Origin of the sequence: Nitrosomonas sp. JL21 (assembly GCF_009833095.1) — a bacterium.
Taxonomy (GTDB): Bacteria; Pseudomonadota; Gammaproteobacteria; order Burkholderiales; family Nitrosomonadaceae; genus Nitrosomonas.
This window is the reverse complement of sequence record NZ_QRCB01000003.1, coordinates 30,989-55,347: the sequence shown is the minus strand read 5'-3', so window position 1 is coordinate 55,347 and position 24,359 is coordinate 30,989. Positions and strand designations below refer to the sequence as shown.

The window sequence follows — 24,359 nt, the reverse complement described above, 5'->3', positions numbered from 1 at the left end:
CTAATTTATTCCTCTACAGAACGTAGTCATGATCGTACGTTCTTTGACTGTATACTGATTCCCCCTGATTGTAACCAACATACAGCACCAATAATCATATACGGTAAATTCACACAAACTGTGTAAACAACGGAGGCCGCAAAAGGAACTTGAGTTTCATCCAATGTAAATGAAAGCCCTAATGTAAAAGCGAGCTGAATAGTACCTAATTGTGCCGGCGAGGATGGCAACGTGAGTCCAACCACCATCAGTACCCAGACTGTAATAGCCATCGATAGCGTTACCACGTAATCCACAGAAACCCCACTCAGCCAGATTGCAGCAATGATACAACTCCACTGCATGAGCGACAGCAGAAAAGTTTGTATGATGATACTGGGACTACCGAGAGCGGAAAATCCAATTAAACTTCGCTTGAGTTGCTTGATGATGAGCTCAGAAAATTTCTCAGGCAAAAAACGGGTAACGAGCTTTGCCAATTGACCTCGCGTTTTCGAGGGAATTACCAAAGATATGATAACTAATAAGCCGATCACCACCAATAGCAGAGCAACCAATCCCGCCGCGGCAACGTACTCAGGCAGTTGTGGATCGATCATCAACAATACACCAAACAACGCCACGACCACCATAAAATCAAAAACCCGCTCAACACCTATGGAAGCCAGGACTGCACTCGATGCAATTTGCGATTTACGCCCAATCAGAGCCGCCCTGATCACTTCTCCCGAATGAACGATAATTAAATTGGCTGCCGTACCTATATAGGCTGCGGAATGCAATAATGACAGTTCGACAGATGCCGCAGGCTTCAAAATTACTGACCATCGCCATGCTTTAATCAACATGAATAGCATCGCAGCGATCACTACCATCAGAGCAGGTGCAGGCTTGATTGTGGCAAGGCTATCCAAAACTGATTGGACGTTAATTCCTCGTAATGACAGCCAGAGAAAACCGAGTCCTATGATAATACCAAGAAATGTCCACTTCAGTTGTGTCGTTACTGCCATAGATTGTTATAGTCACTATATATTCGTGTAAATTATTTTAGCAATAAATTTAGATAATTACTGTGAGTAATCTATCATTTTTCACTCATTTATTGCCTAGTGCAACCGGAGTTTGATAGGAGGTTTATCCTGGTTGAATTGGATTTTGATCAAACGGCGACTTAACAGAAATCTTGATAGTAAAGAGAAAGATTTTGAGAAGATAACAAAATAGATCAAAAATTTATATAAAAACAAGACAATAAATTCAAATACACATCTCATTCTTTATTTATACTATCTTCGCAACTCTTAAAAGACTATAGGAATAATCTGATAATAATCGGTACTCATGCTCTGCACGATATCCACCATAGTCCGACTTTGGATAACCGCCTGATCCAATTAATCATAGCAATTGTTACACGGTACTATACGAGTCAACCATTTACTAACTTTCACTGATTCTATCCGAATTACGATCGAGCTTATGATCATAGTTAGCACCTTTCATAAGAGAATCCTTGTATGAATCCTAGTCACATGAATCCAGCATCCATAGTTGATTAACAAGATCAAGTCATCTGTCCAGTCTCTTCGGCACAGGCTTACGCTTTCATATCCTTCGCAGCTATCAGCAATTCTTCGATAAAATGCTGACTATACAGAGGTAAATAGTGTTGTTTTAAATACGCAATTTTGGTGATCGATTTAGGGATAATATGCGACAAGTCTCTGATACCAAGATCCGCATCAGCTTGGCTATCATATGCCATGCGCGCAATGATACCGACGCCCATGTCGAAATGCACGTATGTTTTAATGACATCGGTATCCGCCGCCGCCAGTATGATATCCAATTGTAAACCACGTTGCTGAAATGCATGCTCAATCGTTGAGCGTCCCGTAAATCCATGACTATACGTAAGTATCGGAAAAGTCGTTAAGCGCTCGGGCGTCAATTCCCCAGTACATAACGGATGCCCTCGAGGCATAATAACCGCATGATGCCATTCATAACAGTGACGCGTGATCAGTTTATTGTCATCATCAACTTTTTCTGTGCAAATCGCGATATCAGCTGTATGGGAATGAAGTTGATCAATCAATTGCTCTGGTGATGCCTGTACGATGTAAATTCTGATTCCTGGATATTTTTCTCTAAATCGCTGGATAGGAGTGGGCAAAAAATATTTCGCTTGCGTATGGGTTGTGGCAACGTGCAGGATGCCTTTATTACTGTCCAGGTAATCACTGGCCATGGATTGAATGTTTAATTTGGCTTGATTGATCGTTGCTATCTCCGCCATCACATTTTTTCCTAATGGCGTTAACCCGATCAATTTTTTCCCCTTTCTTTCAAACAATGGAGAACCTAGCTCTTCCTCGAACAATTGCAATTGTCGACTTACGGCCGATTGCACGATATGCATTTTCTCCGCTGCTTTAGACAGGTTCAATTGAGTTTCTTGAAGAATCCGAAGCAACTCGATCTGATTTAAATTCATACCCTCATTTTGAATACTGTTGTGTTCAAGGCAGCCATGTTATCTAAATTTCAGATAAGAATATCTAATTATATCGTTTTATTAAAAATATTAGCTCCTTTATGCTATCGGCAAGGTAGTCCATTGAGAATCGACACAAGCTACGATCAGGATTGAGCATAGTCATAAGGCTACCCGAGAAATTGAAGATTCGTTCTATCGCGACATAACAAAGGAGGAAGTATGCCAGTAGAGCAATTAGTATATTATTTTAACGATCACTTTGAGCGTGAGCATCAATCAAGCTTTCGCCCTTTCATCCTGGAAAATGGTTCGGTTAGCGGCGTTTTCGGACCCATTCGAATCAGCAGCACCTTTTCGCCGTTACGCCAAGTGGATGACTACGAAATTCTGAGAGGACATATCGCGCAATTATCTGTTTCCACTTATGAAACCGATGTGCATAATAACCAACCGGAAAAGATCGGCAATCTATTGACAGATGCAATTACTCAACCCGCTGACTTTCAGTCCATCATTAATTTGGATAGGCTGTGCCGAACGGTGCACATGCTGAACTACTTAACATATGCTCACAACGGCGGTGTCCTTATTCTAGATGTCGATCCACGTCATATACTAGGTGTTGAACAAAATCATGGCGCTTATTTTGAGGAAATCATCATCAAATGCGGTTTAGCACCCAGAAATATTGTTATCTCGGCAACGATCAATAATTTCTATGCGCAATACCATACTCAATTGCTCAGTGGTTTGAACAACTATCGTGACCGCGGTTATCAAATCGCCCTCAACATAGGCTCGCTGTATACCGCAAAAGGATTAAGAGAATTGATTGATAAATTATCACCCAATTATCTTCGCATTACTTCGCCCAGTCCGGAAATGATTCAGCACTCCACAAGTATCTGGCTGTCGTCATTAAAAGGATTAATCGAGTTGCAGCACCTGATCGGTGGGCAAACCATATTGCAGCACGTCAATAAAAAAGAACAGGCGAACATTGCGCTCACGAGCGGATTTGGTCTAGTCCAGGGAGATTATTACGAGCGGTTAATCACCGATCATCTTAGATGCTTGTAATCCAATAAGGAGCACATTGATGTGCTCCTTATTGATCGGCGTTCGATTTCAATGGCCGATGATAATGCTGTATTCTCGATCTGATCAGAAACATGACAATGAAGCGTTGAGAAGATTGGCTTTCACAGCCTGGCAATGCTAAATCCTTCATATACGTACGACTTAAACGCAGCAAATAGGCATTTTTGAGCCTGATTTCGATGCGCCTCAACCTGTTGCAATATTGCCCTCAATATGGAGGTAATTAAGTAATCAAATTTCCAGCAGAAATTTAATGACGGATCATGTTACATCGCACCAAATCGTTCCGGTGCATACCGAATCATATCCTGCTCCAATAATTTTAATTTCTCCTTCATCTGGTTTCCGATAAACAACTGAGGTTCTGATGGAATCAACTTTTCAGACTGCTCACGTTCGCCGACCTTTTGCATCGCTTGGCTAAAACTGGAAATATATTGGAATGGCTGAGTCTCTAAAGAATTGCGAAGCGCCTCGCCAAAATAAGTATATTCATTGTCATTTGAGCAACCAAAGGATGATTTATGAGGCGCGGCAGCAGTAAAAATCAGACTATGTTCATTCTGAAGCGCTTCAATAAATCCGCCGGAATAGCACGCCGAAATGACGATAATACGCCAGCGTATGCCCGCGTCGTCAAGGTAATTCTTAATATCCTGCGGACTTAAATCATTCAAACTCAACGGTTGCATTTGAACCAGCAAGGAATGATCTGCAGATCCATGCCCTGTCAGGTACAAAAATACAATATCTTCATCGACATTCATTTTCTTACCGAGATAATTCAAGGAAATTTTCAGATTGTTCGATGAAGCCAAGGGGGTAGTGTCGATTGTTTTTAGATTATTAATAAGGGTCAGCGATCGACCCGTCGCACCCAATCGTTCATTCACCGCACGCTGCACATGTTCGACTTCATTCATGAAGACATTCTCAGTACCATCCGAACCGAATCCTATAAAAAAAAGATCGGCAACGCCGTTCTCGCCCGGTCTCACATTATTCAGAGCATCATTCAGAAGTGCATACTGACTGTAATATACCTGTTCTTGATTAACTTCCGCAGACCCATCGTCAGAATGGGTTGCCATTTCCTGACTGAAATCATAACCTTCATACCAGAAACTCAATGACCAATTGGTCAGCGGATAAGCGACAATCAACCAGATGGTCGCCACTGCTGCAGCTTTGAGCTTGGCTCGAAGCAATTGCAAAACACTCCAAAAATAAACCATGAAAACCCAAATCCCATAAGCGAAATAACCCATCATCGAAAATTCTTCTGGCAAATGAGGTAAAAGGATGAAAGAAATCAGATAAAAAAACGGTAAAATGCAATAGACCAATACCAAGAATTTCAGAAGATCATTCGAATCATGCGTCAACTTCGTTACGATAAATCCCATGAACAATGCAATCAATAACTCCACACCCAAGTAACCCAAGCCAAACCAATCGAATATGGGCAGAGGCGTCAGCACATAGGAAATGGTCAGTACGGTCAAGCCATAAAAACCCAGCAGCCACATCAACTGATCAATCGAAACAGTCACCTGGTCAACTGCATTAGGACGTAACGCCAGCAATCGCATTCCCACATAGAGATTTCGCATCAATGCCCGAGATTCACTGGAGGGCAATGATTGTCTCGATTCTCGACAGATACTTGTAGATAAATCCATTTTTTCTCCAGACTATCCAGTGAATGAAAGTCTTCTATGAACGGCACTAATCCAACAGAATAAAGATATGATCCATGACAATTTTCGGTATTTATCGCTCCGACTCTTGCTCAATCTCCCTGGCATTGTTTTGATCAGCACATCATCAAGCCCGCTTTGCAAACCGCATCTTCTATGTTCAATCAGAATTGAATATGCACGACTTTTAAGGCTCTCCTAAAGTTTTTTCATCTTTATTCGATACGATACACTCTTATCAATTATTTACGATGGGCAAAATTAGCTATCCATGAATTATTTTCAGCATCTGCAAATCGAAGGCTGATCATACCGATAGCTTCTGAGAAATTTTTTGGCTTACTCACATCATTACTGGCAAATAGCGGAGAGCACGGTATGAACACAGCACTGCATGAAATAGACGAGCGCACTAACCTGACTGCCACCAACAAGTTCGAGCTATTACTTTTCAAGCTGGGGGACGCACCCGGCACACATCAGCGTGAATTATTCGGCATTAATGTCTTCAAAATACGAGAGATTCTTGTCATGCCAACTATCACCGCCATTGCAAATGCACCCGCAAATGTCATGGGCGTTGCCAATATTCGCGGCCAGGTCATTACTGTCATCAATCTACCCAAGGTGATCGGTTGCACGCCCAAAAAAGAGCTACCCATCCTCCTGGTTACTGAATATGCACGCTCAACGCAGGCGTTCGCCGTGGAAGAAGTCAATGAAATCGTACGCCTAGAATGGAGTCAAGTTATCGCCGCGGAAGGTAAAGGGGGCAATATGGTGACCAGTATTGCTCGAATCGACGGCAATACCGAAGATTCCCGCTTGGCTCAGGTACTCGATGTAGAGCAGATATTGCGTGATGTTCTGCCCTCTGCTACTGAGGCCATTACACCCGAAAAAGTTGGCCCCAAAATAAAGCTTCCCGCAGGGAAAATGATTCTAGCTGCAGATGATTCACCCCTCGCGCGCAGCATGATCGAAAAAGAACTTAAAACCCTCGATGTACCGTATGTGATGACCCACACGGGGCTGGAGGCATGGAAACGGATTCAATCGATCTCAGATGCTGCAGCAGCGGAAGGTAAAACATTGCAAGATAAAATCGCACTGGTGCTAACTGACCTGGAAATGCCCGAAATGGATGGATTTACACTCACACGCAACATCAAGAGCGATCAACGTTTTAAGTCTGTTCCTGTGGTGATTCACTCTTCTCTAACTGGAGAAGCCAATGAAAATCACGTTAAATCGGTGGGTGCTGATGCTTTCATCGCCAAATTTGAAGCCGGAGAACTCGCCGATACGATCCGAAAAGCATTGGCTTAAATCAAAACATTGGTTTTGAACGCAGATGCATAGTTAGGGATTACTGCTCGATGGAAACCCTGACTCATTGATCGCACCAGCAAATCACTTCGCTGCGCGGCATTCATTTCCTCGTCTATCATATTGATATATCTTGGATGCCGGGATTCGGTAAGCTGATTGCTTAACTCGTCCTCTGCATTAATCAACGCAACTACGATGACACATTAATAAGTTCGAAATCATGGGTTATTTTTGCAGTGCTCCTTAGCATGATCGATGCCGAGCAGTATTTCTCCGCAGATAAATCGATAGCCCGTTGAACATGCTGAGAACTCACATCCTTAGCCATAACGATGAAATGAAGATGAATATGAGTAAATACTTTCGGATCCGCCGAAGCGCGCTCGGCCTCGATTTCAACGACACAATCGCGAATGTCATGACGGCCTTTTTTCAAAATCAATATCACATCAAATGCAGTGCAGCCGCCAAGCCCCATCAATACCATCTCCATTGGGCGTGGTCCGGCATTCTGCCCACCCGCCTCTGGTGCGCCATCCATCAACACTGAATGACCACTGCCTGATTCAGCTAAAAAACTGACATTTCCTTTCCAGGTAATTCGAGTTTTCATTTCTCTCCCGAAGAATGTTTCTGTTCCGAATCGATGTGAATTGAAGCAAATAAAAAGCCGACGTTTATAACGTCGGCTTTTACGAATTCAGAATGAAATTACTTCAGTGTCAGAATAAAGTCTGCTAACACTTTAGCATTTTCATCGCTAACGGTAGTATTTGGTGGCATTGGAATGGGACCCCAAACATCTTTACTGCCGTTTTTTATTTTACCGGCTAAATATGTTGCAGCATCGGCTTGACCCGCGTATTTAGCAGCAACATCTTTCAAACTTGGGCCAACCAGTTTGGTATCGACATTATGACAATTCAGACAGCCACTACTTTTCGCCAGATCTGCATTGGCTTGTGCAACACCGGTCAGTAATAAGGTTGATGCAGCAACGACTCCTATTAAAACTTTTTTCATATTTTTTTCCTTAATAATAATTATAAAAGGACTGCCATTCTACCCTGAACTTCACACGCATGCAGCAAATCCTGAAAATTTGTTCTCTCTGTATGCGATGACGCTATTTCCTGCCTCGCTCATCAACTTCGGGATCAACTGTCCACTTCAGATGATGTTGCTCTTCTCAGAGTTCATCATAAATTAATGAGTTCCTTTCGAAGTCAACATCAGACTCGGACGTAACAGCGGATAAAATTCCTATCAATCGGTTATTGCTCCTTGACTGGCGCTGGATACCAGCTTGGCATATTTCGCCAGCACACCCCGCGAATAGCGCGGCTGGGGCGGTTGCCAAGCTGCCCGGCGCTTTGCCAGTTCGGAATCGGAGACATTCAATTGCAACAGACGCTGCTCGGCATCGATGGTAATCGAATCGCCCTCTTGAACGAGCGCGATGTTTCCGCCAACAAACGCTTCCGGTGCCACATGCCCGACCACCATTCCATACGTGCCACCCGAAAAACGCCCATCGGTAATCAATCCGACCGAATCTCCCAGCCCTTCTCCAATCAAGGCAGAAGTTGGTGATAGCATTTCTCTCATACCAGGCCCCCCCTTAGGTCCCTCATAGCGGATCACAACGACATCACCCGGTTGAATTTTACGCGCCAGAATTGCCGCCATGCAGGTCTCTTCCGACTCAAATACCCGTGCAGGCCCGGTGATTTTCGGATTCTTGATTCCGGATATTTTCGCCACACACCCTTCCGTCGAGAGATTGCCTTTCAGAATCGCCAAATGTCCTTGCGCATACATCGGATTATCCCATGGGCGAATCACGTCCTGATCAGTGCGCGGCGCATCGGGAATATCTTTCAGAACTTCCGCTATCGTTTGTCCACTGATCGTAATGCAATCGCCATGCAACAAACCGCGTGTCAGTAACATTTTCATCACTTGTGGAATGCCACCGGCGCGGTGAAGATCGGCAGCGACATAACGTCCGGAAGGTTTGAGATCGCATAGCACAGGCACTTTGCCGCGTATTTCCTCGAAATCATCAATATTCCATTCGACCCCGGCGGCATGAGCAATGGCCAGGAAATGGAGTATCGCATTGGTTGAGCCACCTACAGCCATGATGACGGCGATGGCATTTTCGATCGATTGGCGAGTAATGATATCGCGCGGCAGAATTTGTTTTTTGATGGCATTGACCAATACTTCCGCAGATTGGCCGGCGCTCAGCAATTTCTCATTATCTTCCGCAGACATCGTCGACGAATAAGGCAAACTCATGCCCATCGCCTCGAAGGCGGATGACATCGTGTTTGCAGTATACATACCGCCGCACGAACCAGCACCGGGGCATGCATGCCGTTCGATCTGCAACAACTCTTCGTCGTCGATCTTATGCGCGCTGTGCTTTCCTACCGCTTCAAATACACTGACAACCGTCAAATCTTGATTTTTATAGTGTCCCGGTTTGATCGTGCCACCATACACAAAAATCGCGGGCACGTTCATGCGCGCCATCGCGATCATCGCGCCGGGCATATTTTTGTCGCAACCCCCAATGGCGATTACACCATCCATACTTCCACTCTGCACACAGGTTTCAACCGAATCGGCAATGACTTCCCGCGAAACCAACGAATACTTCATGCCTTCCGTACCCATCGAAATGCCATCGGATACCGTGATGGTACCAAACATCTGCGGCATGGCGCCCGCTTGCCGCAAGACCGATTCGGCTTTCATCGAAAGATCGTTCAAGCCCTTATTGCACGGCGTAATCGTCGAATAGCCATTGGCAACGCCTACGATCGGCTTATTGAAATCCCCATCGCCAAAGCCGACGGCACGCAGCATCGCACGGCTGGGTGCATGTTGGTGACCTTGAGTAATGGCTTGACTACGTCTATTGTCTGACATGCTTGCTCCTGAATGAGATAAATATACGACTGATGACCAAGCGCGCATAAGCACGCTTGCTATAATGAACGATATTTTACCCTAAGAAGGCTGAAACTATGATAGTTCACCCACAAATTGACCCTGTCGCCATTTCCGTAGGCCCCTTGTCCGTCCATTGGTATGGATTGATGTACCTGCTCGGTTTTGTACTATTCATTCTGCTCGGACGTTATCGCATCAGGCATAATCCCCAGTCTGCATTTACTTATCAGATGCTTGATGATGCTCTGTTCTATGGCATGCTCGGCGTGATCATCGGAGGACGCCTGGGCCACGTGCTGTTCTATCAGCTCGGATATTACCTGGAGCATCCATTGAAAGTGTTTGCCATCTGGGAAGGCGGCATGTCCTTTCATGGCGGATTGCTCGGTGTATTAGTTGCGATGATCATGCTGGCGCGCAAATATCATTTACCGTGGTTGGCAGTAACCGATTTTATTGCTCCACTCATTCCTCCCGGACTTGGCGCGGGCCGCATCGGCAATTTCATCAATGCCGAACTATGGGGACGACCTACCGATGTGCCTTGGGGTATGGTTTTTCCGTATGTCGACGAACTCCCGCGCCATCCCTCTCAGCTTTATCAAGCAGGGCTTGAAGGCATCGTCTTATTTATCGTCCTGTGGATTTACTCCTCCAAGCCTCGCGCCACTGGCGCCGTTAGCGGTATGTTTATGATCGGATATGGGGTCGTGCGTTCGTTCACAGAATTTTTCCGTGAACCGGAAGATGGTTTCATGGGCGTTCTGACATTGGGAATTACAATGGGACAATGGCTATCCATTCCCATGATTCTTGGAGGCATCATTGTGATCATCTGGGCAAATCGACAAACTTCCGCTGTGCGCGCCAAACCGCAGCAACGAAAAAAACGTTGAGCCGATACAGCCCGTCCCTGTGCTGAATTACTCAGGCATGCCTAAAAATCAGTTCAGATTCAGCGAGGATCCTCATCTCTAATGGAAACTATTAGTTCAGCTCAATGAGAAACTATTAGCGAGAAACAATAGTTTCCCCAATATACAGGGCCCGATCGACTTCGTTAAGATACTGCCATCAAATCATAGATGGAGAGTACTCATCATGACCGCATTCAATCGTTTCGTCCGAGCCTCCGGATGCGCCTTCATTTTTTGCTTATCGATTTCTCCCGCCTTCTCGATTGAGGGAATTCATGATGATGATCATGCCAGTCTGATCAAATATTATGAAGACAGGGCAAATCAAGCAGCGATGCATTTGCAAGAGCATCAATCCCAGCTTGAAAAGTACGAAGCTCATCCATATTACTATGGCAGGCAGGGCCAAGACTTCCGTTCCCACACACTGGCCAATATTCATGAATACAAAAAACAATTAAACGATAATTTACGCCATGCTGAGCTTTATAGAAAAATACTCAGCCAACAACAGATGCCTATCAATAAGGCAAAAATCAATATAGAGGATCCCGCCAGCACGGTGAGATAACCATTCCTCCCTTATCTCCGACCCTGTCTTCAAATTAGGGGCACCTTAACCACCGCTCTGGCGGTGGTTTTTTTTGAGCAATCCTATACCGTATCAGCTTTTTCGAGTTCATCGTTCCCCCTTCCTCGTCGAAGTTGAATCCATCAAACAAACATCGAAGCCCTCTCCGAAGAAATTGTTCTTGTGATTGCATGACTGAACCGCAGCTATCGCGATCTTCACAGCAATTAGCGACTCGCAGGGCTATAATGAAAAAACGAACAAAGAAATGAGGAGTTCTAGCAATGTCGGAATATATCGCATGGTTCGATCAATTAACGATGAACGACATCGGTCGTGTGGGCGGTAAAAATGCCTCGTTGGGCGAAATGATCAGCCACCTTTCGCGTGCCGGCGTCAATGTCCCGATGGGTTTTGCGACTACGACCCTCGCTTATCAGGAATTCTTGACATTCAATCAATTGCCCGACCGTATCCATCCTCTATTGGATAGTCTGAATGTGGACGACATCACTGCATTAGCGGCAGCAGGCAAAACCATCCGCGCCTGGCTGCTTGAAGCTCCCTTCCCGGCTCCTGTTCTGGGAGCGATCGAAGAAGCCTATGGTAAGCTAGTCACGCTGAGCGGCGAACGTACAGAACTCTCGTTTGCGGTACGCTCGTCCGCAACCGCCGAAGATCTAGCCGATGCTTCATTTGCAGGTCAGCAAGAAACGCTGCTGAATGTTCGCGGCTTGGATCAAATCATCGCCGCAATCAGAATCGTATTTGCTTCCCTCTACAATGATCGCGCCATCGCCTATCGGGTTCATCAAAACTTCCCGCATGACAAGGTTCTTCTCTCAGCCGGGATACAGAAAATGGTGCGTAGTGATGCCGGTGCGAGTGGCGTCATGTTCACGTTGGACACGGAATCGGGATTCCGGGATGCGATCTTCATCACCACTGCCTACGGATTGGGCGAGACCATTGTGCAGGGCACCGTCAATCCGGATGAATTTTATGTCTACAAACGCAACTTAATCACCGGACATCCCGCGATTCTATCCCGTAGGCTGGGCACCAAGGCAATTGAAATGATTTACAACGACCAAAGTACTGCAACCGATACTTTCACGTTGACTCGCGATGTCGACGCTGTGCGGCGGAGCCGTTTTTCGTTATCCGATGCTCAGGTTGAAGCACTGGCCCACCAGGCCATGATCATCGAGCAGCATTACAACCGTCCGATGGATATTGAATGGGCATTGGATGGATTCGATGGAAATCTTTATATCGTTCAGGCCCGGCCGGAAACAGTGGAAAGCCGCAGCAGTTCGGTGGTCGAACGCTTCACCTTGAATGATCAAGGTGTGCGCCTCGTCGAAGGCCGTGCGATTGGCAATAAAATCGGGCAAGGCACGGCGCGCTTGATTCTGCATATCGATCAAATGCATGAAATTCAACCCGGCGACGTGCTCGTTACCGACATGACGGATCCGGACTGGGAACCCATCATGAAACGGGCGGCCGCTATTGTGACGAACCGCGGCGGGCGCACCTGTCACGCAGCCATCGTCGCTCGGGAAATGGGAATCCCGGCGGTAGTGGGCTGTGGCGATGCAACGGAAAAAATCAATGAAGGAACCGCCGTCACCGTATCCTGCGCCGAAGGTGATACCGGCTATGTCTATCAAGGTTTGTTGACCTTTGATCAGACTGCTACAGACACCGGGAAATTGCCGGATTTACCTGTGAAGATCATGATGAATGTCGGGAATCCATCCCATGCCTTCGCATTTTCTCGAATCCCCAATCAGGGCATAGGACTTGCGCGCTTGGAATTCATCATCAACAACATGATCGGCATTCACCCAAAGGCGTTACTGGAATATGATCGCCTACCAGCCGACCTGAAAGCAGAAATTGATCATCGGATCACCGGATACGCTTCGCCAGTTGACTTCTACATCAAGAAATTGATGGAAGGGATCGCCACCTTGGCGGCGGCGTTCTTTCCGCATCCTGTGATCGTGCGGACTTCTGATTTCAAATCGAACGAGTATGCCAACTTGATTGCAGGCAATCGCTATGAACCTCATGAAGAAAATCCCATGATTGGCTTTCGCGGCGCCTCACGCTATTTATCGGCTGCCTTCCGTGAGTGTTTCGAACTGGAGTGCAAGGCACTGCTCGCCGTGCGCAATGATATGAATCTCGTCAACGTTGAGGTCATGATTCCCTTTTGCCGCACCCTCGAAGAAGCCGAGCAAGTTACTGCGCTGCTTGCATCACATGGTCTTGAGCGCGGTAAAAATGGCCTGCGTATCATCATGATGTGCGAAATTCCTTCAAATGCTCTGCTGGCAGAGGAATTTCTACAATTCTTTGATGGCTTTTCAATCGGTTCCAACGATATGACGCAACTTTCACTCGGTATCGATCGCGATTCAGGTTTGGTTTCCCATCTATTCGATGAGCGCAATCCGGCGGTAAAGAAATTATTGTCGATGGCCATCGAGGCTTGCCGCAAACACGACAAATACATAGGCATCTGCGGACAAGGTCCATCGGATTATCCCGACTTTGCACATTGGTTGTTCGAACAAGGCGTCACCAGCTTATCGCTGAATTCTGATTCCGTGTTGCAGACTTGGAACAATCTGGCCAGCATCAAGACATGATAAGCACACAGAAACGAACTGTCTTCTATCTGTCAGACCGCACCGGCATCACGGTCGAAACGCTGGGACACAGTCTTTTAACCCAGTTTGACGGCATCGAATGGGAAATCATCAATGCCCCTTTTCTGGATACCGTTGAAAAAGCACACGCCGTGCTGGCACAAATCAATCATGCGGTTGAATGTGACGGTCAGCGGCCGTTGGTCTTCAGTACCTTGTTGAAACCAGACATTCTCGACGTCATAAAGCAGGGTAATTGCCGTATTTTTGATTTCTTTGAAACGTTCATCCGTTCCATTGAAGAAGAGCTTCATCAGCCTTTTGCGCGCATGGCCGGCCGCTCGCATGGCCTGCAACATCATTTGTCATATTTCAAGCGAATTGCGGCGATTAATTATGTGCTGGCCCATGATGACGGCGTCAGTCCGCAGAATTTCAACGAAGCTGACATCATTCTGATCGGTGTTTCACGCTGCGGAAAAACGCCAACCTGCCTCTATTTGGGATTGCAATATGGCATCGCTGCCGCCAATTACCCGCTGACCCCGGAAGATATGCCGACGATGCAATTGCCTAAACTGTTAGAACCCGTCAGGAGCAAATTGTTCGGATTAACGTTGAGTCCTGCCCAATTGTATTTCATCCGACAGGAACGGCGCCCTAATAGTCCATATGCATCACTTACCCAGTGTCAGCAGGAAATTCAATGGCAAGAGTTACTCTTCCAGTCAGAGAATATTCCTTATTTGGATACAACGCGCATCTCCATTGAGGAAATCAGCGCAATCATACTGAATCGATGTGGATTAAGGCGTCAGTTATACGGTTGAGAAAGCTCTGAAAAGATAACCAACCGGCTAGGCAAAGCGAAGAGGCAAAACCTAGCACAGTTTGTGAATGATGAAGATCATTTTGAATCGGGATGCCGGCATAGCTTTACCGAAGCACAGTCATTCTAGGAATACTTTCCCTTTAGAATCTGATTGTCCCCACTTATCTTCTCCGCCGCTCTTTCCTCTCATTGTCGATATCTTCTTCCAACCCGCTTGCGCCATCGACGTGGTCAACGTCAATCACTTTTCCATCTTTATCAGCGATGACCCAAGTTTCTCCGCCGTCTGGTTTTTTAATTCCTACCAAATAAAGCGTCGCGCTCGTTTTTTTGTTATTGTCCATTAAAACCATGTTTTCTGTTTTGACTTCAAATACTCGCCCTCCGGCAACATGTCCAGCCACGGTTTGCTGAACTTTATGCGGCATTTTGCGCCATTCGTCGTTATCTCTATCCCTGTCTTTATGCCCTCTCGAATCAGCATACAGCGGGGCAGAAAATACCAAGACAATCGCTAAAAAAAATAAAACAGCTTTGATGTTCATCATGATTCTCCTTCATCGATTAATCTACATAAATAAATAACATACAATTTTTAAGTCTACAACGTTGCGCATAATTATGCTACGACGAAATGAACTCTCTCAGGAAATCGCATCCTTTTCGATGAATACCTCTTGTTCATTTTTCAAAATCAGTCGCTTAGTGGGAAACCATATACTGAAGCAGCTCCCTTTGCCGACCTGGCTCGTAATGATCAAACGCGCTTCATGCCGGCTCAGCACATGCTTGACTATTGCCAACCCCAACCCTGTGCCTCCGGTCTCGCGCGAACGGCTGCTGTCTACGCGATAAAAACGTTCAGTCAAACGAGGAATATGTTCCGGCTCTATTCCAATCCCGCTATCTTGCACAAAAAATAATCCTTGCCCATCCCGAAGCTCCCAGTTGATGGCGATTTCTCCTTGTTCCGGGGTATAGCGAATGGCATTGCTGATCAAATTACCCAGCGCACTGCGCAATTCTTCTTCACTACCCAGTACTTGGGCGGAAGTGACAATATTCAGCTTAATCTGATGGCGTCCGGCACTCAGGGATTCCGCGTCATGCAGGAGCGTATGCAGCAGAGCGACAATATCCACAGGTTTTTCCGTCATTTTATTGTGCTCATTTTCCAATCGCGACAAGATCAATAAATCCTCGATCAGGCGCTGCATACGCGTTGTCTGCTCAGTCATGAGTGTCAAAGCGCGCTTGTTGAAATCGGCGCTCACCGATTCATCAGCTGAGAGTGTTTCGAGAAATCCGGCAATGACTGTCAGCGGGGTGCGCAATTCATGCGAGACATTGGCGATGAAATCGCGCCGCATGGTCTCAATTTTCTCAAACCGGGTAATATCGCGGCTAATGAGAAGTTTCTGGTTATATCCATAGGGCACCAGCTGCAAGGAAATGATCAGACTCGGTTGTCGCGTCTGCTTCAGGATGAGTGGATTACTATAGCGGCGGGCTGTCAAATATTCCACAAATGGGATTTGCCGAACCAGATAGGTAATCTGCTGACCCGAATCAAGCGACAAATTGATGCCCAGGTGCTTTTCCGCCATAGGATTACACCACTCGATGCGATCGTTCTTGTCCAGCAGCACGATCCCGTCAGGCATGGCCGCTGTTACGCTGCGCATGCGTTCCAGCGCCAGATTCAATAATTCCTGACTCTTGCTATGCTGCCGTACATAACGAGACAGGTGCGCAAAAACGTCATCCCAAGCGCCACTTCCTGCCGGAATACTAGACGGTAAATGATTCGAACGCAGCAACCAGCGTTCTAAGGCGACTAAATGATGGAGGTGATGCAGCACCATCCACAACAACGAGACACTACAAAAGATCAATGCCTTGACACCATCCAGAATCAACCACAGGATGGCTGTAATAATGATAATGAACAGCACATTGGTGGAACGCTGCCAGAAATCAGCCACTGCTATTACTCTCCACGAAGAAATTCATCGAATGTAAACCCGGTCAAAATCTTTTTCAGAGCATGGTTGATTCACAGCCTGTATCAGCATCGCGATCATTCATTATCACATTTCCTGGACATTAAATGTTTGGGTTGGCATCATCGACCAGCGGTATAACCACAGAAAATCGATAACCAGCGCCTCTGACAGTTTGTATCCATTCATCCTTCCCTACGGCTTCCAGTGCTTTGCGCAGCCGGCGGATATGCACATCGATGGTACGCTCCTCGACAAAGACATGATCTCCCCATACTCGATCAAGCAATTGGCTGCGTGAATATACGCGTTCAGTATGAGTCATCAAGAAATGCAGCAAACGGTACTCGGTCGGCCCTAACTCAACTTTCTTATCGCCTGACATTACCCGATGCTGGGCCGGTTCCAGCTTCAATCCATCCAGCTCCACCACTTCATCAGAAGCTTCCGGAGTCAGTCTGCGAAGCACTGCATTGATCCGTGCAATCAGTTCTCGCGGCGAAAATGGCTTAGTAATGTAATCATCGGCAACATCCAAACCCGACACTTTATCGGCTTCCTGGATACGCGCAGTGAGCATGATGATCGGAATCGAGCGGGTCCTTTCCTGGCGGCGCAAAGCACGTGCAAATTCGACCCCGCTCATCTTAGGCAACATCCAATCCAGCAGAATCAAGTTAGGCAATGCCGCATCAATAACCGCCATAGCCTTTTCAGCATCTTCAGCGTGAACGGTATCATAACCCGCCTGCTGCAGATTATATGCAATCAATTCCCGCACGGCGGGCTCATCCTCGACGATCAGAATTTTTGCAATCATGCGAGTTCGTGCATCGATAAAAATTTTCCGTACAGTTTTTGCTACAATGGCTACCGATATTTTATATTTTAACCACTGATCTATGAGTGACAGGATATGGCCGGTTTAACCAAAAACACTCCGCACCCGACAGAAATCAAATTACATCAACAATCCCGAATCCTCGATATTTCATTTTCGGATGGCAAGACCTTCCATTTTCCCTGTGAATTTTTACGCGTGCATTCTCCATCCGCAGAGGTGGGTGGTCATGGCCCAGGGCAAGAAGTGCTGCAAACCGGCAAAAAAATGGTCAATATCATGAAAATTGAGCCTGTCGGGCATTATGCCATACAACTTCACTTTACCGATGGCCATAATACTGGACTTTATTCATGGGATTTGCTCTATCAATACGGCCTCGATCAAGACAGCATGTGGCAACGTTACCTGCAACGCATGCAAGAAGCCAGTGCGAGTCGTGAACACGAAGCGAATTCGCCAGGCAAAACGCATTCGTGCAGCCATTAGTCATAATTTCCAATAAACTACTCATCAACTTCAACTTATTTCAACTATGACAAAAACCACGCATTTTGGCTTTAATACCGTTGCGGAAGAAGAAAAAGCCGGCAAAGTCGCTGATGTCTTTCATTCGGTGGCAGAACGCTACAATCTGATGAATGACCTAATGTCCGTGGGTTTGCATCGCCTGTGGAAGCGGTTCACAATCGAAGTCAGCGGCGTCAAGAAAGGTGACAAGGTCCTGGATATCGCCGGCGGAACAGGCGATTTAAGCGCCTTATTCATTCAGAAAGTAGGCAACTCGGGCGAAGTATGGCTGACAGACATCAACAATTCTATGCTATCGATCGGTCGTGATCGACTGATCGACGAAGGCACCCCAACCCCTGCCGCGCAATGCGATGCGGAAAAACTGCCTTACCCTGACAACTATTTCAATTGTGTCAGCGTGGCATTCGGTCTCAGAAACATGACGCATAAAGATGCCGCTTTGAAGGAAATGTTGCGTGTGATCAAACCGGGCGGCACCGTCATCGTGCTCGAATTCTCCAAAATCTGGGGACCTCTGCGGCATGCCTATGACACCTATTCGTTCAAATTACTCCCCGTCATGGGAAAAGTCTTCGCCAGTGACGCGGAAAGTTATCGCTATCTGGCGGAATCCATCCGTATGCATCCTTCCCAGGAAGAATTGAAGGAGCTGATGCAGCAGGTCGGATTCGACCGTGTCGAATATTTCAATATGACTGCCGGGATCGTAGCATTACATCGCGGATATAAATTCTAGGAAAGCCCTGAAAAGCTGCTCCGTCTGCTTCGCAGCCGTAACCGTGCGGCATGAAATCAGGCTCGAAGTGCTTGTTCATTCCTTCTAAACAAGCACATCCTGACCTGATTTCGCTTTGGCCGCTGCAGGCTATCTCATCATGCTGTTAGCGTTTGCTTGTGACATTCACAAACGTACCGTTCTGATTGATCCACGCCTCATTCGTCACGGCGTTATAGATTGAGCTCGCGTCCGTAGCAAAACAGTCGGGTACAATCACGCTAGAAGTAGTGTTGTTTAGCGCCATTGTAACCGGTGGAGTAATCGTTACGCCCGGCACACTTCCAAAGTCCTGGAATACCGACGTCATATCAAAGCAAACATTAGTATTGACCACCAGATTAGCGGATTCAGCAGGCACATGCACCACACAGTGCTTACTGCTCGTATATGTGCTCAGCATCGGTTGAAATAGCTGTGCAACGCTTGGATCGGAAATGGTAATTCCTCCGAAGGCGGGTGGCGCATTCGCAGTCATGGTCGTCAGCACGGAAATGCCCGTCGCTGTCGGTTGTTGAGGTGTTTCGCAGAGATTGCTATTTTCGGGCAAGGGGATACATCCATTCGTGGCAATGTTGATAACATTACCGTTTTGATTATAGGTCATGCCTTGAGGCACATTGGTAGTATCGCAAGCTGTGTTATTACCAGGATCAGCAGGAATTTGCACCATCAATTCTGCCAGCGATGCAATTCGCGCAGGAGTATCGCCCCATGGCCCACCCATTACATACACATCATTACTGGTCTTATTGACTCCTGCATATATTTTGCTATCAGGATAATACCGGAATAGCCATGGCTCGATGCCTTGCGTAATCTGATGAGTAGGAAAATAATTGGGATACGTAGTTTCAGCCCAGTTCAATAATTTCTCGGTATCGCTGTTTAAATCAGCAGAAACCATGGATGCATGACCCAACACAAGAAATGCGCTGGTGGTAACAAGCCAGTATTTAATCGAGAACTTCATGTAATTCGCTCCAATAGTTCGCTAAAAATGGTGGGAAGCTCTAATCCCCATTATGCTTGATGCTTCCTCGTTTCATCAAGGCAATGCTTTTTCAAAAACTTTGAAAAAACAAGAGGAAATTAATATTTTAGGTCGATTGTAACGCAGTATGACCGAGCTCAGTAATCTTCTTTACCACTTTGCTCAGCGGCGGATAACAGCATGCTGTTTGGAGCGAATCTGCATGCCGATCAATGCCAATCCGGCCACTAACATCAAATACGTTTCCGGTTCCGGGATCGCAGCTATCGGAACATTGAAAGCCGCTCCGCCAATGATCGCAACATCTCCCTTGGCCGAGTTCGGGTTATGCTGTCCTAGTTGCACGATTCGTAAGGAGTGTGCGATGGGTGCCAAACCAGATACCACTAACGTTCGGTGACCCGTCTGGAATAAATCGTAGGTGCCGACATCAACGTCGTCGACAAAAAACTGCGCCAGGCCATCATTATGATCACCGGCCATCACAAAGCCGACACTGTTACTGATGACCGAGAACAGCGTCGTTGCCTCGCTCGTTCCAGGAATACCGGCAGCTGAATCATCGTACAGCCATAATTCCCGCAGCCCCAGGCCACCGGTTGGACCAATCCCCGAAACCTGCCATTCGATCCCGCCTCGTCCCGCATTGTTGTAATCAAGCACTGAATTCCCATCAATACTCGAAATATGCCCATTTCTCTCTGGGGTTTCCAAAGGAATCCATTCGATTGATAATGCTGATGCTTGAAAACTGATCAACAATGACGCAATTGCGAGTAGTTGTGCCATTCACTTCTCTCCTCAAAAAGAATGTATCGTCCGATGTCGGAGCATGCCGATTTATGTCGGAATCCGCTGACATCAGGTTGCTGCATTGCATTATGATCACAACGAAAAAGATTCGATAAGCGGAGAAAGGTGGTAATTCTGCTTTTATTCGGGAATTCATCAGTACAACCGTCGATTGCCGAGGAGAACTTAAAGCACAGAAGGGGTGGAGTATGGCGCCATTCCACTAAAAATCAGCAAGCAGTGCTAGATTGCCTACGTTCCTCACAAGCCTGTCAGAAGGCTGGTCAACGTCGCGGTTACAGGGTATTCAGTGTGACATTATGACCATAATATTCTAGAATTCCAGTCATCCTGCATCATGCGCGGTCGATACTATGAAAATCATACTAGAATTAATTTTGTTCATTATCGTTCTCAATATTTTCTTCAAATTATTTGCAGAAATTTTTGGCGACATGATCAACGCAGGCAGCTAGCGTTGCTACCTGGAACGGGCAATATTATTACCGACATACGCGCTCATCGATGCCCACATCCGTCTGTTCGACTAATTCAAACTAACCCAGACCGGGCCAATAGTAACTGTCAGGCAACGGCCGTTTACCGAAAATGGCTTGGCCAACGCGAACCACGGTCGCACCTTCTTCGATGGCCAATTCGTAATCTCCCGACATGCCCATTGACAGCTCATCGAATGAGAGTCCCACCGGCGCTTCCTGGCGCAGCATGGCTTGGATGTCCCGCATCTTGACGAAGCATTCGCGCACCCGGTCATGATCGGATGAAAATATCGCCAACGTCATCAAGCCTTTGATCCGCAGCGATGAATAATTAGGCAATTGTTGTACGAAATCACGCACGGCTTCGGGCGGCAGGCCGAATTTACTGGCTTCTCCAGAGCTGTTGACTTGCACGTACACATCGATCGCCCTGCCCTCATTCTGCAAACGCTTATCAAGTTCCTCAGCTACCTTGAGGCTATCCAGTGCCTGAAATTCATTCGCAAAACGCGCCAGATATTTGGCTTTGTTGGTTTGCAGATGACCAATGATCGACCATTTGATACCCAGATCCTGCAGTGCTTCGGATTTCTCGCGTGCTTCCTGGATCTTGTTTTCACCCATTTCTATGCAACCTGCAGCGTATGCGATGCGTAAACGTTCCGCCGATACGGTTTTGGTAACCGGCAACAACCGCACGCTGGCCGGATTGCGACCCGCTTTTTTACAGGCCTCGGCGATACGCTGCTGGACGGTTGCGAGATTATTCTTGATATCGTTGAATTGCTGTTCTTCGTTGAGTTCCACTGTGTTCTCCGCTCGACTTCTTTATGGATCGGTAAATTGTATCGCTTGATGAAATATCATTTTCCACTGTCCCTGCTGTAGCTGCCAGATCGATGTTCGCATCGAACCTTTGCAAGCATTGCCCGGCTTCACAGATGAGCGTATCGAATAATTGGCCAATACGATTTCATCAGTCAGCATCTTAATTCTGAAATTCATCAATGACCATTCCGCATCATTCTTCTTGTGCATTAACCAACTCACGACATCCTGCCGGGTAGTGATCTGCCCGTTGCCGCTGATTTCCTCAAATTCCACCGCCAGGAATTCATCAATCAATTTTGGATTGGCGTTCCAGTCAGTCTGCAGCAATGCCCGCTCTCGCTGCTCAATCAGCTCGGCAATATGCATCCGGTTACTTGACGCGCATGCCGGGTTGCGCGCCGGCATCAGGAGAAAGTATGAACAATTCTCCGGAACTGCTGCCGCCTGCCGCCAGCACCATACCCTGCGATAAACCGAACTTCATTTGCCGTGGCGCGAGGTTTGCGACCATCACCGTCAGCCGACCCTGCAATTGTTCCGGATCATACGCAGCTTTGATGCCGGCAAATACTGTGCGTTGCTCATTGCCGATATCGAGCGTCAATTTCAATAATTTCTCCGCTCCCGTTACCTGTTCGGCGCTGACAATTCTGGCCACGCGCAGGTCGATCTTGCTGAAGTCGGCAATCGAAATCATATCGGCAATCGGCGTCACGCTATGCTGCTGTTTCTGCGCATGCCGCGCAGGAGAGTCCGCTTGCGCACCTGATGGCGCCAGGCTATGAATGTTTGCGGCGACCAAGGCATCGACTTGCTTCGAATCCACGCGCGTCATCAGATGCTGATAAACGTTGATCCGATGCCCGGCCGGCAACAGCAAATCCGAAACCGGTTGATCATCCTTCAGCGACGGCCAGGTCAGGACTTCACAATTTAAGAAGTGCTCGATGCGCCGGGCCGTTTCCGGCAGAATGGGCTTCAAATAGCACGACAGCAAATAAAAAAGCTGTATCCCCAGGCTGCAGGCGCTCAGCAATTCGTCAATCCGTTGCGGATCCTTGGCGATTTCCCAAGGCGCCAATTCATGGATGGTCTCATTCGCTTCATCGGCAAATTTCATGATTTGACGAACGGCAGCGGAAAATTCACGCTGCTCGAAAGCCTGTTCTATCTGATCAGGTCGCCACGCCGCGAAACGTTCGTCCACCACTGAGCACAGATGCTGATATCGTGCGCCATCGACCAGTTGGCCATCGAATCGCTTGCTGATAAAGCCGGCACAACGGCTCGCGATATTGATGAATTTCCCGACCAGGTCAGAATTGACGCGCGCCACGAAGTCCTCCAGGTTCAGATCGATGTCTTCCAGCGTGCTGTTAAGCTTGGCTGCATAGTAATAGCGCAGCCATTCGGGGTTCAAGCCTTGCGTGAGATAGCTTGCTGCGGTAATGAAAGTACCACGCGATTTGCTCATCTTTTCACCGTTCACGGTCAGAAAACCATGCGCAAAAATTTTTGTCGGGGTACGATAGCCGGCATTCTGCAGCATTGCGGGCCAGAACAACGCATGAAAATACAGAATATCCTTTCCGATGAAATGATAAAGCTCGGTCTTGGTATTGGATAGCAATTGCGGCTGCCAGAACTCATCAAACGGAATGTGTTCACTGTCGCATAAATTCTTGAAACTACCCATGTAACCAATCGGCGCATCGAGCCAGACATAAAAATATTTACCTGGCGCGTCCGGTATCTCAAAGCCAAAATAGGGCGCATCGCGGGAAATATCCCAATCCGATAATTTGTTTTCTCCTGCTTCACCGAGCCATTCCCGCATTTTATTGGCGGCTTCCGGCTGCAGATGATCGCCTTCCCGCGTCCAACTGCGCAGAAAATCACTGCAGCGCGGATCAGACAGGCTGAAGAAATAATGTTCCGAGGATTTTTTGATGGGCTCTGCACCGGATATTGCGGAATATGGATTCTTCAATTCAGTGGGTGCATATGCGGCACCGCATACTTCGCAGGAATCGCCGTACTGATCCTTGGCACCGCATTTCGGGCACTCACCCTTGACAAAACGATCCGGTAAGAACATCTGTTTGACAGGATCGTATAACTGCTCGATTCCCCGCACAGCAATCAATCCGGCATCTTTCAATTTGGAGTAAATCTCTTCCGAAAACTGACGCGTTTCCGGTGAATGGGTGCTGTAGTAATTATCGAACTGAATATGAAAACCCGTGAAATCGCCCAGATGTTCCTCATGCACACGCACAATCAACGTTTCCGGCGTAATCCCTTCTTTTTCCGCGCGCAGCATGATGGGCGTACCATGGGTATCGTCCGCACACACGTAATACACCGAATGGCCACGCATTTTCTGGAATCGCACCCAAATATCGGTTTGTATGTACTCGACCAGATGCCCCAGATGAATACTGCCATTGGCATAAGGCAATGCGGAGGTGACCAGAATTTTTCGCTTGTTCATTAATGATTGACG

At 47.0% G+C, this 24,359-nt stretch carries 22 protein-coding genes; 8 read left to right on the top strand and 14 right to left on the bottom strand.

Annotated features, from left to right (window positions below; genetic code table 11):
* Positions 1–26: 26 nt before the first annotated feature.
* Both ABF87_RS02155 and ABF87_RS02150 read right to left on the bottom strand, forming a co-directional pair.
* Positions 27–1,013 (bottom strand): lysylphosphatidylglycerol synthase transmembrane domain-containing protein, encoded by a 987-nt coding sequence (locus ABF87_RS02155; protein WP_160827492.1) that lies wholly within the window; start codon positions 1,011–1,013, stop codon positions 27–29.
* Positions 1,014–1,600: 587 nt separating this feature from the next.
* Positions 1,601–2,500 (bottom strand): LysR substrate-binding domain-containing protein, encoded by a 900-nt coding sequence (locus tag ABF87_RS02150; protein WP_160827491.1) that lies wholly within the window; start codon positions 2,498–2,500, stop codon positions 1,601–1,603.
* 222 nt (positions 2,501–2,722) lie between these two features.
* Here ABF87_RS02150 and ABF87_RS02145 point away from each other — a divergent pair, with 222 nt between their 5' ends.
* Positions 2,723–3,583 (top strand): hypothetical protein, encoded by an 861-nt coding sequence (locus ABF87_RS02145; RefSeq protein WP_160827490.1) that lies wholly within the window; start codon positions 2,723–2,725, stop codon positions 3,581–3,583.
* Between the two features lie 287 nt (positions 3,584–3,870).
* On the opposite strand, the gene ABF87_RS02140 is transcribed toward ABF87_RS02145, so the two are convergent.
* Positions 3,871–5,286: a C13 family peptidase gene (locus ABF87_RS02140; RefSeq protein WP_160827489.1), complete on the bottom strand. Its 1,416-nt coding sequence runs from the start codon at positions 5,284–5,286 to the stop codon at positions 3,871–3,873.
* A gap of 396 nt (positions 5,287–5,682) precedes the next feature.
* Here ABF87_RS02140 and ABF87_RS02135 point away from each other — a divergent pair, with 396 nt between their 5' ends.
* Positions 5,683–6,633: a chemotaxis protein gene (locus ABF87_RS02135; RefSeq protein WP_160827488.1), complete on the top strand. Its 951-nt coding sequence runs from the start codon at positions 5,683–5,685 to the stop codon at positions 6,631–6,633.
* Between the two features lie 193 nt (positions 6,634–6,826).
* Here the strand turns inward: ABF87_RS02135 and ABF87_RS02130 are convergent, their stop codons facing one another.
* The 3 genes from ABF87_RS02130 to ilvD form a co-directional block, all read right to left on the bottom strand.
* A complete protein-coding gene (locus ABF87_RS02130) occupies positions 6,827–7,249 on the bottom strand; it encodes an OsmC family protein (RefSeq protein ID WP_160827487.1) in 423 nt (140 codons plus the stop codon).
* A gap of 98 nt (positions 7,250–7,347) precedes the next feature.
* Positions 7,348–7,659 carry a c-type cytochrome gene (locus ABF87_RS02125; protein WP_160827486.1) on the bottom strand — a complete coding sequence of 104 codons (312 nt, stop codon included), beginning with the start codon at positions 7,657–7,659 and terminating at the stop codon, positions 7,348–7,350.
* 243 nt (positions 7,660–7,902) lie between these two features.
* Complete coding sequence (gene ilvD, locus ABF87_RS02120) at positions 7,903–9,576, bottom strand: dihydroxy-acid dehydratase (RefSeq protein ID WP_160827485.1); 1,674 nt, start codon at positions 9,574–9,576, stop codon at positions 7,903–7,905.
* Positions 9,577–9,674: 98 nt separating this feature from the next.
* Here ilvD and lgt point away from each other — a divergent pair, with 98 nt between their 5' ends.
* The 4 genes from lgt to ABF87_RS02100 all read left to right on the top strand — a co-directional run bounded on the left by lgt (position 9,675) and on the right by ABF87_RS02100 (position 14,581).
* Positions 9,675–10,496: a prolipoprotein diacylglyceryl transferase gene (gene lgt / locus ABF87_RS02115; RefSeq protein WP_160827484.1), complete on the top strand. Its 822-nt coding sequence runs from the start codon at positions 9,675–9,677 to the stop codon at positions 10,494–10,496.
* A gap of 205 nt (positions 10,497–10,701) precedes the next feature.
* Positions 10,702–11,088, top strand: coding sequence for a hypothetical protein (locus ABF87_RS02110; protein WP_160827483.1), 387 nt, complete (start codon positions 10,702–10,704; stop codon positions 11,086–11,088).
* A gap of 284 nt (positions 11,089–11,372) precedes the next feature.
* Positions 11,373–13,751: a phosphoenolpyruvate synthase gene (ppsA, locus tag ABF87_RS02105; RefSeq protein ID WP_160827482.1), complete on the top strand. Its 2,379-nt coding sequence runs from the start codon at positions 11,373–11,375 to the stop codon at positions 13,749–13,751.
* Positions 13,751–14,581, top strand: a complete 831-nt coding sequence (locus tag ABF87_RS02100; RefSeq protein WP_345789865.1) for a pyruvate, water dikinase regulatory protein — start codon at positions 13,751–13,753, stop codon at positions 14,579–14,581. Before ppsA ends, ABF87_RS02100 begins: the two co-directional genes overlap by 1 nt.
* Before the next feature lie 163 nt (positions 14,582–14,744).
* Here ABF87_RS02100 and ABF87_RS02095 read toward each other — a convergent pair whose 3' ends face one another.
* From ABF87_RS02095 to phoB, 3 genes are all read right to left on the bottom strand, one after another.
* Positions 14,745–15,131 (bottom strand): hypothetical protein, encoded by a 387-nt coding sequence (locus ABF87_RS02095; RefSeq protein ID WP_160827480.1) that lies wholly within the window; start codon positions 15,129–15,131, stop codon positions 14,745–14,747.
* Positions 15,132–15,227: 96 nt separating this feature from the next.
* Positions 15,228–16,568 (bottom strand): phosphate regulon sensor histidine kinase PhoR, encoded by a 1,341-nt coding sequence (gene phoR, locus ABF87_RS02090; protein WP_160827479.1) that lies wholly within the window; start codon positions 16,566–16,568, stop codon positions 15,228–15,230.
* A gap of 121 nt (positions 16,569–16,689) precedes the next feature.
* Positions 16,690–17,406: a phosphate regulon transcriptional regulator PhoB gene (gene phoB, locus ABF87_RS02085; RefSeq protein ID WP_160827478.1), complete on the bottom strand. Its 717-nt coding sequence runs from the start codon at positions 17,404–17,406 to the stop codon at positions 16,690–16,692.
* Positions 17,407–17,502: 96 nt separating this feature from the next.
* On the opposite strand from phoB, the gene ABF87_RS02080 reads away from it, so the two are divergent.
* Together ABF87_RS02080 and ubiE are read left to right on the top strand one after the other, a co-directional pair.
* The gene (locus ABF87_RS02080) at positions 17,503–17,916 is read left to right on the top strand and encodes a DUF971 domain-containing protein (protein ID WP_160827477.1); all 414 of its coding nucleotides are present in this window, start codon (positions 17,503–17,505) and stop codon (positions 17,914–17,916) included.
* A 46-nt stretch (positions 17,917–17,962) separates the two neighbouring features.
* Positions 17,963–18,697, top strand: a complete 735-nt coding sequence (ubiE, locus tag ABF87_RS02075) for a bifunctional demethylmenaquinone methyltransferase/2-methoxy-6-polyprenyl-1,4-benzoquinol methylase UbiE (protein WP_160827476.1) — start codon at positions 17,963–17,965, stop codon at positions 18,695–18,697.
* Positions 18,698–18,842: 145 nt separating this feature from the next.
* On the opposite strand, the gene ABF87_RS02070 is transcribed toward ubiE, so the two are convergent.
* The 5 genes from ABF87_RS02070 to metG all read right to left on the bottom strand — a co-directional run bounded on the left by ABF87_RS02070 (position 18,843) and on the right by metG (position 24,347).
* Positions 18,843–19,709: a hypothetical protein gene (locus ABF87_RS02070; protein WP_160827475.1), complete on the bottom strand. Its 867-nt coding sequence runs from the start codon at positions 19,707–19,709 to the stop codon at positions 18,843–18,845.
* 183 nt (positions 19,710–19,892) lie between these two features.
* Positions 19,893–20,519 carry a PEP-CTERM sorting domain-containing protein gene (locus ABF87_RS02065; protein ID WP_160827474.1) on the bottom strand — a complete coding sequence of 209 codons (627 nt, stop codon included), beginning with the start codon at positions 20,517–20,519 and terminating at the stop codon, positions 19,893–19,895.
* Positions 20,520–21,079: 560 nt separating this feature from the next.
* The gene (locus ABF87_RS02060) at positions 21,080–21,829 is read right to left on the bottom strand and encodes a YggS family pyridoxal phosphate-dependent enzyme (protein ID WP_160827473.1); all 750 of its coding nucleotides are present in this window, start codon (positions 21,827–21,829) and stop codon (positions 21,080–21,082) included.
* Positions 21,830–21,850: 21 nt separating this feature from the next.
* The gene (locus ABF87_RS02055; protein WP_160827472.1) at positions 21,851–22,219 is read right to left on the bottom strand and encodes a DUF4440 domain-containing protein; all 369 of its coding nucleotides are present in this window, start codon (positions 22,217–22,219) and stop codon (positions 21,851–21,853) included.
* Between the two features lie 4 nt (positions 22,220–22,223).
* Positions 22,224–24,347, bottom strand: coding sequence for a methionine--tRNA ligase (metG, locus tag ABF87_RS02050; protein ID WP_160827471.1), 2,124 nt, complete (start codon positions 24,345–24,347; stop codon positions 22,224–22,226).
* Positions 24,348–24,359: the final 12 nt, after the last annotated feature.

What these genes read in the sequence shown, in the direction of transcription:
- ABF87_RS02155 (WP_160827492.1), bottom strand. Translation starts at nt 1,013, where the DNA reads ATGGCAGTAACGACACAACTGAAGTGGACATTTCTTGGTATTATCATA.
- ABF87_RS02150 (WP_160827491.1), bottom strand. Translation starts at nt 2,500, where the DNA reads ATGAATTTAAATCAGATCGAGTTGCTTCGGATTCTTCAAGAAACTCAA.
- ABF87_RS02145 (WP_160827490.1), top strand. Translation starts at nt 2,723, where the DNA reads ATGCCAGTAGAGCAATTAGTATATTATTTTAACGATCACTTTGAGCGT.
- ABF87_RS02140 (WP_160827489.1), bottom strand. Translation starts at nt 5,286, where the DNA reads ATGGATTTATCTACAAGTATCTGTCGAGAATCGAGACAATCATTGCCC.
- ABF87_RS02135 (WP_160827488.1), top strand. Translation starts at nt 5,683, where the DNA reads ATGAACACAGCACTGCATGAAATAGACGAGCGCACTAACCTGACTGCC.
- ABF87_RS02130 (WP_160827487.1), bottom strand. Translation starts at nt 7,249, where the DNA reads ATGAAAACTCGAATTACCTGGAAAGGAAATGTCAGTTTTTTAGCTGAA.
- ABF87_RS02125 (WP_160827486.1), bottom strand. Translation starts at nt 7,659, where the DNA reads ATGAAAAAAGTTTTAATAGGAGTCGTTGCTGCATCAACCTTATTACTG.
- ilvD (WP_160827485.1), bottom strand. Translation starts at nt 9,576, where the DNA reads ATGTCAGACAATAGACGTAGTCAAGCCATTACTCAAGGTCACCAACAT.
- lgt (WP_160827484.1), top strand. Translation starts at nt 9,675, where the DNA reads ATGATAGTTCACCCACAAATTGACCCTGTCGCCATTTCCGTAGGCCCC.
- ABF87_RS02110 (WP_160827483.1), top strand. Translation starts at nt 10,702, where the DNA reads ATGACCGCATTCAATCGTTTCGTCCGAGCCTCCGGATGCGCCTTCATT.
- ppsA (WP_160827482.1), top strand. Translation starts at nt 11,373, where the DNA reads ATGTCGGAATATATCGCATGGTTCGATCAATTAACGATGAACGACATC.
- ABF87_RS02095 (WP_160827480.1), bottom strand. Translation starts at nt 15,131, where the DNA reads ATGATGAACATCAAAGCTGTTTTATTTTTTTTAGCGATTGTCTTGGTA.
- phoB (WP_160827478.1), bottom strand. Translation starts at nt 17,406, where the DNA reads ATGATTGCAAAAATTCTGATCGTCGAGGATGAGCCCGCCGTGCGGGAA.
- ABF87_RS02080 (WP_160827477.1), top strand. Translation starts at nt 17,503, where the DNA reads ATGGCCGGTTTAACCAAAAACACTCCGCACCCGACAGAAATCAAATTA.
- ubiE (WP_160827476.1), top strand. Translation starts at nt 17,963, where the DNA reads ATGACAAAAACCACGCATTTTGGCTTTAATACCGTTGCGGAAGAAGAA.
- ABF87_RS02070 (WP_160827475.1), bottom strand. Translation starts at nt 19,709, where the DNA reads ATGAAGTTCTCGATTAAATACTGGCTTGTTACCACCAGCGCATTTCTT.
- ABF87_RS02065 (WP_160827474.1), bottom strand. Translation starts at nt 20,519, where the DNA reads ATGGCACAACTACTCGCAATTGCGTCATTGTTGATCAGTTTTCAAGCA.
- ABF87_RS02055 (WP_160827472.1), bottom strand. Translation starts at nt 22,219, where the DNA reads ATGCATATTGCCGAGCTGATTGAGCAGCGAGAGCGGGCATTGCTGCAG.
- metG (WP_160827471.1), bottom strand. Translation starts at nt 24,347, where the DNA reads ATGAACAAGCGAAAAATTCTGGTCACCTCCGCATTGCCTTATGCCAAT.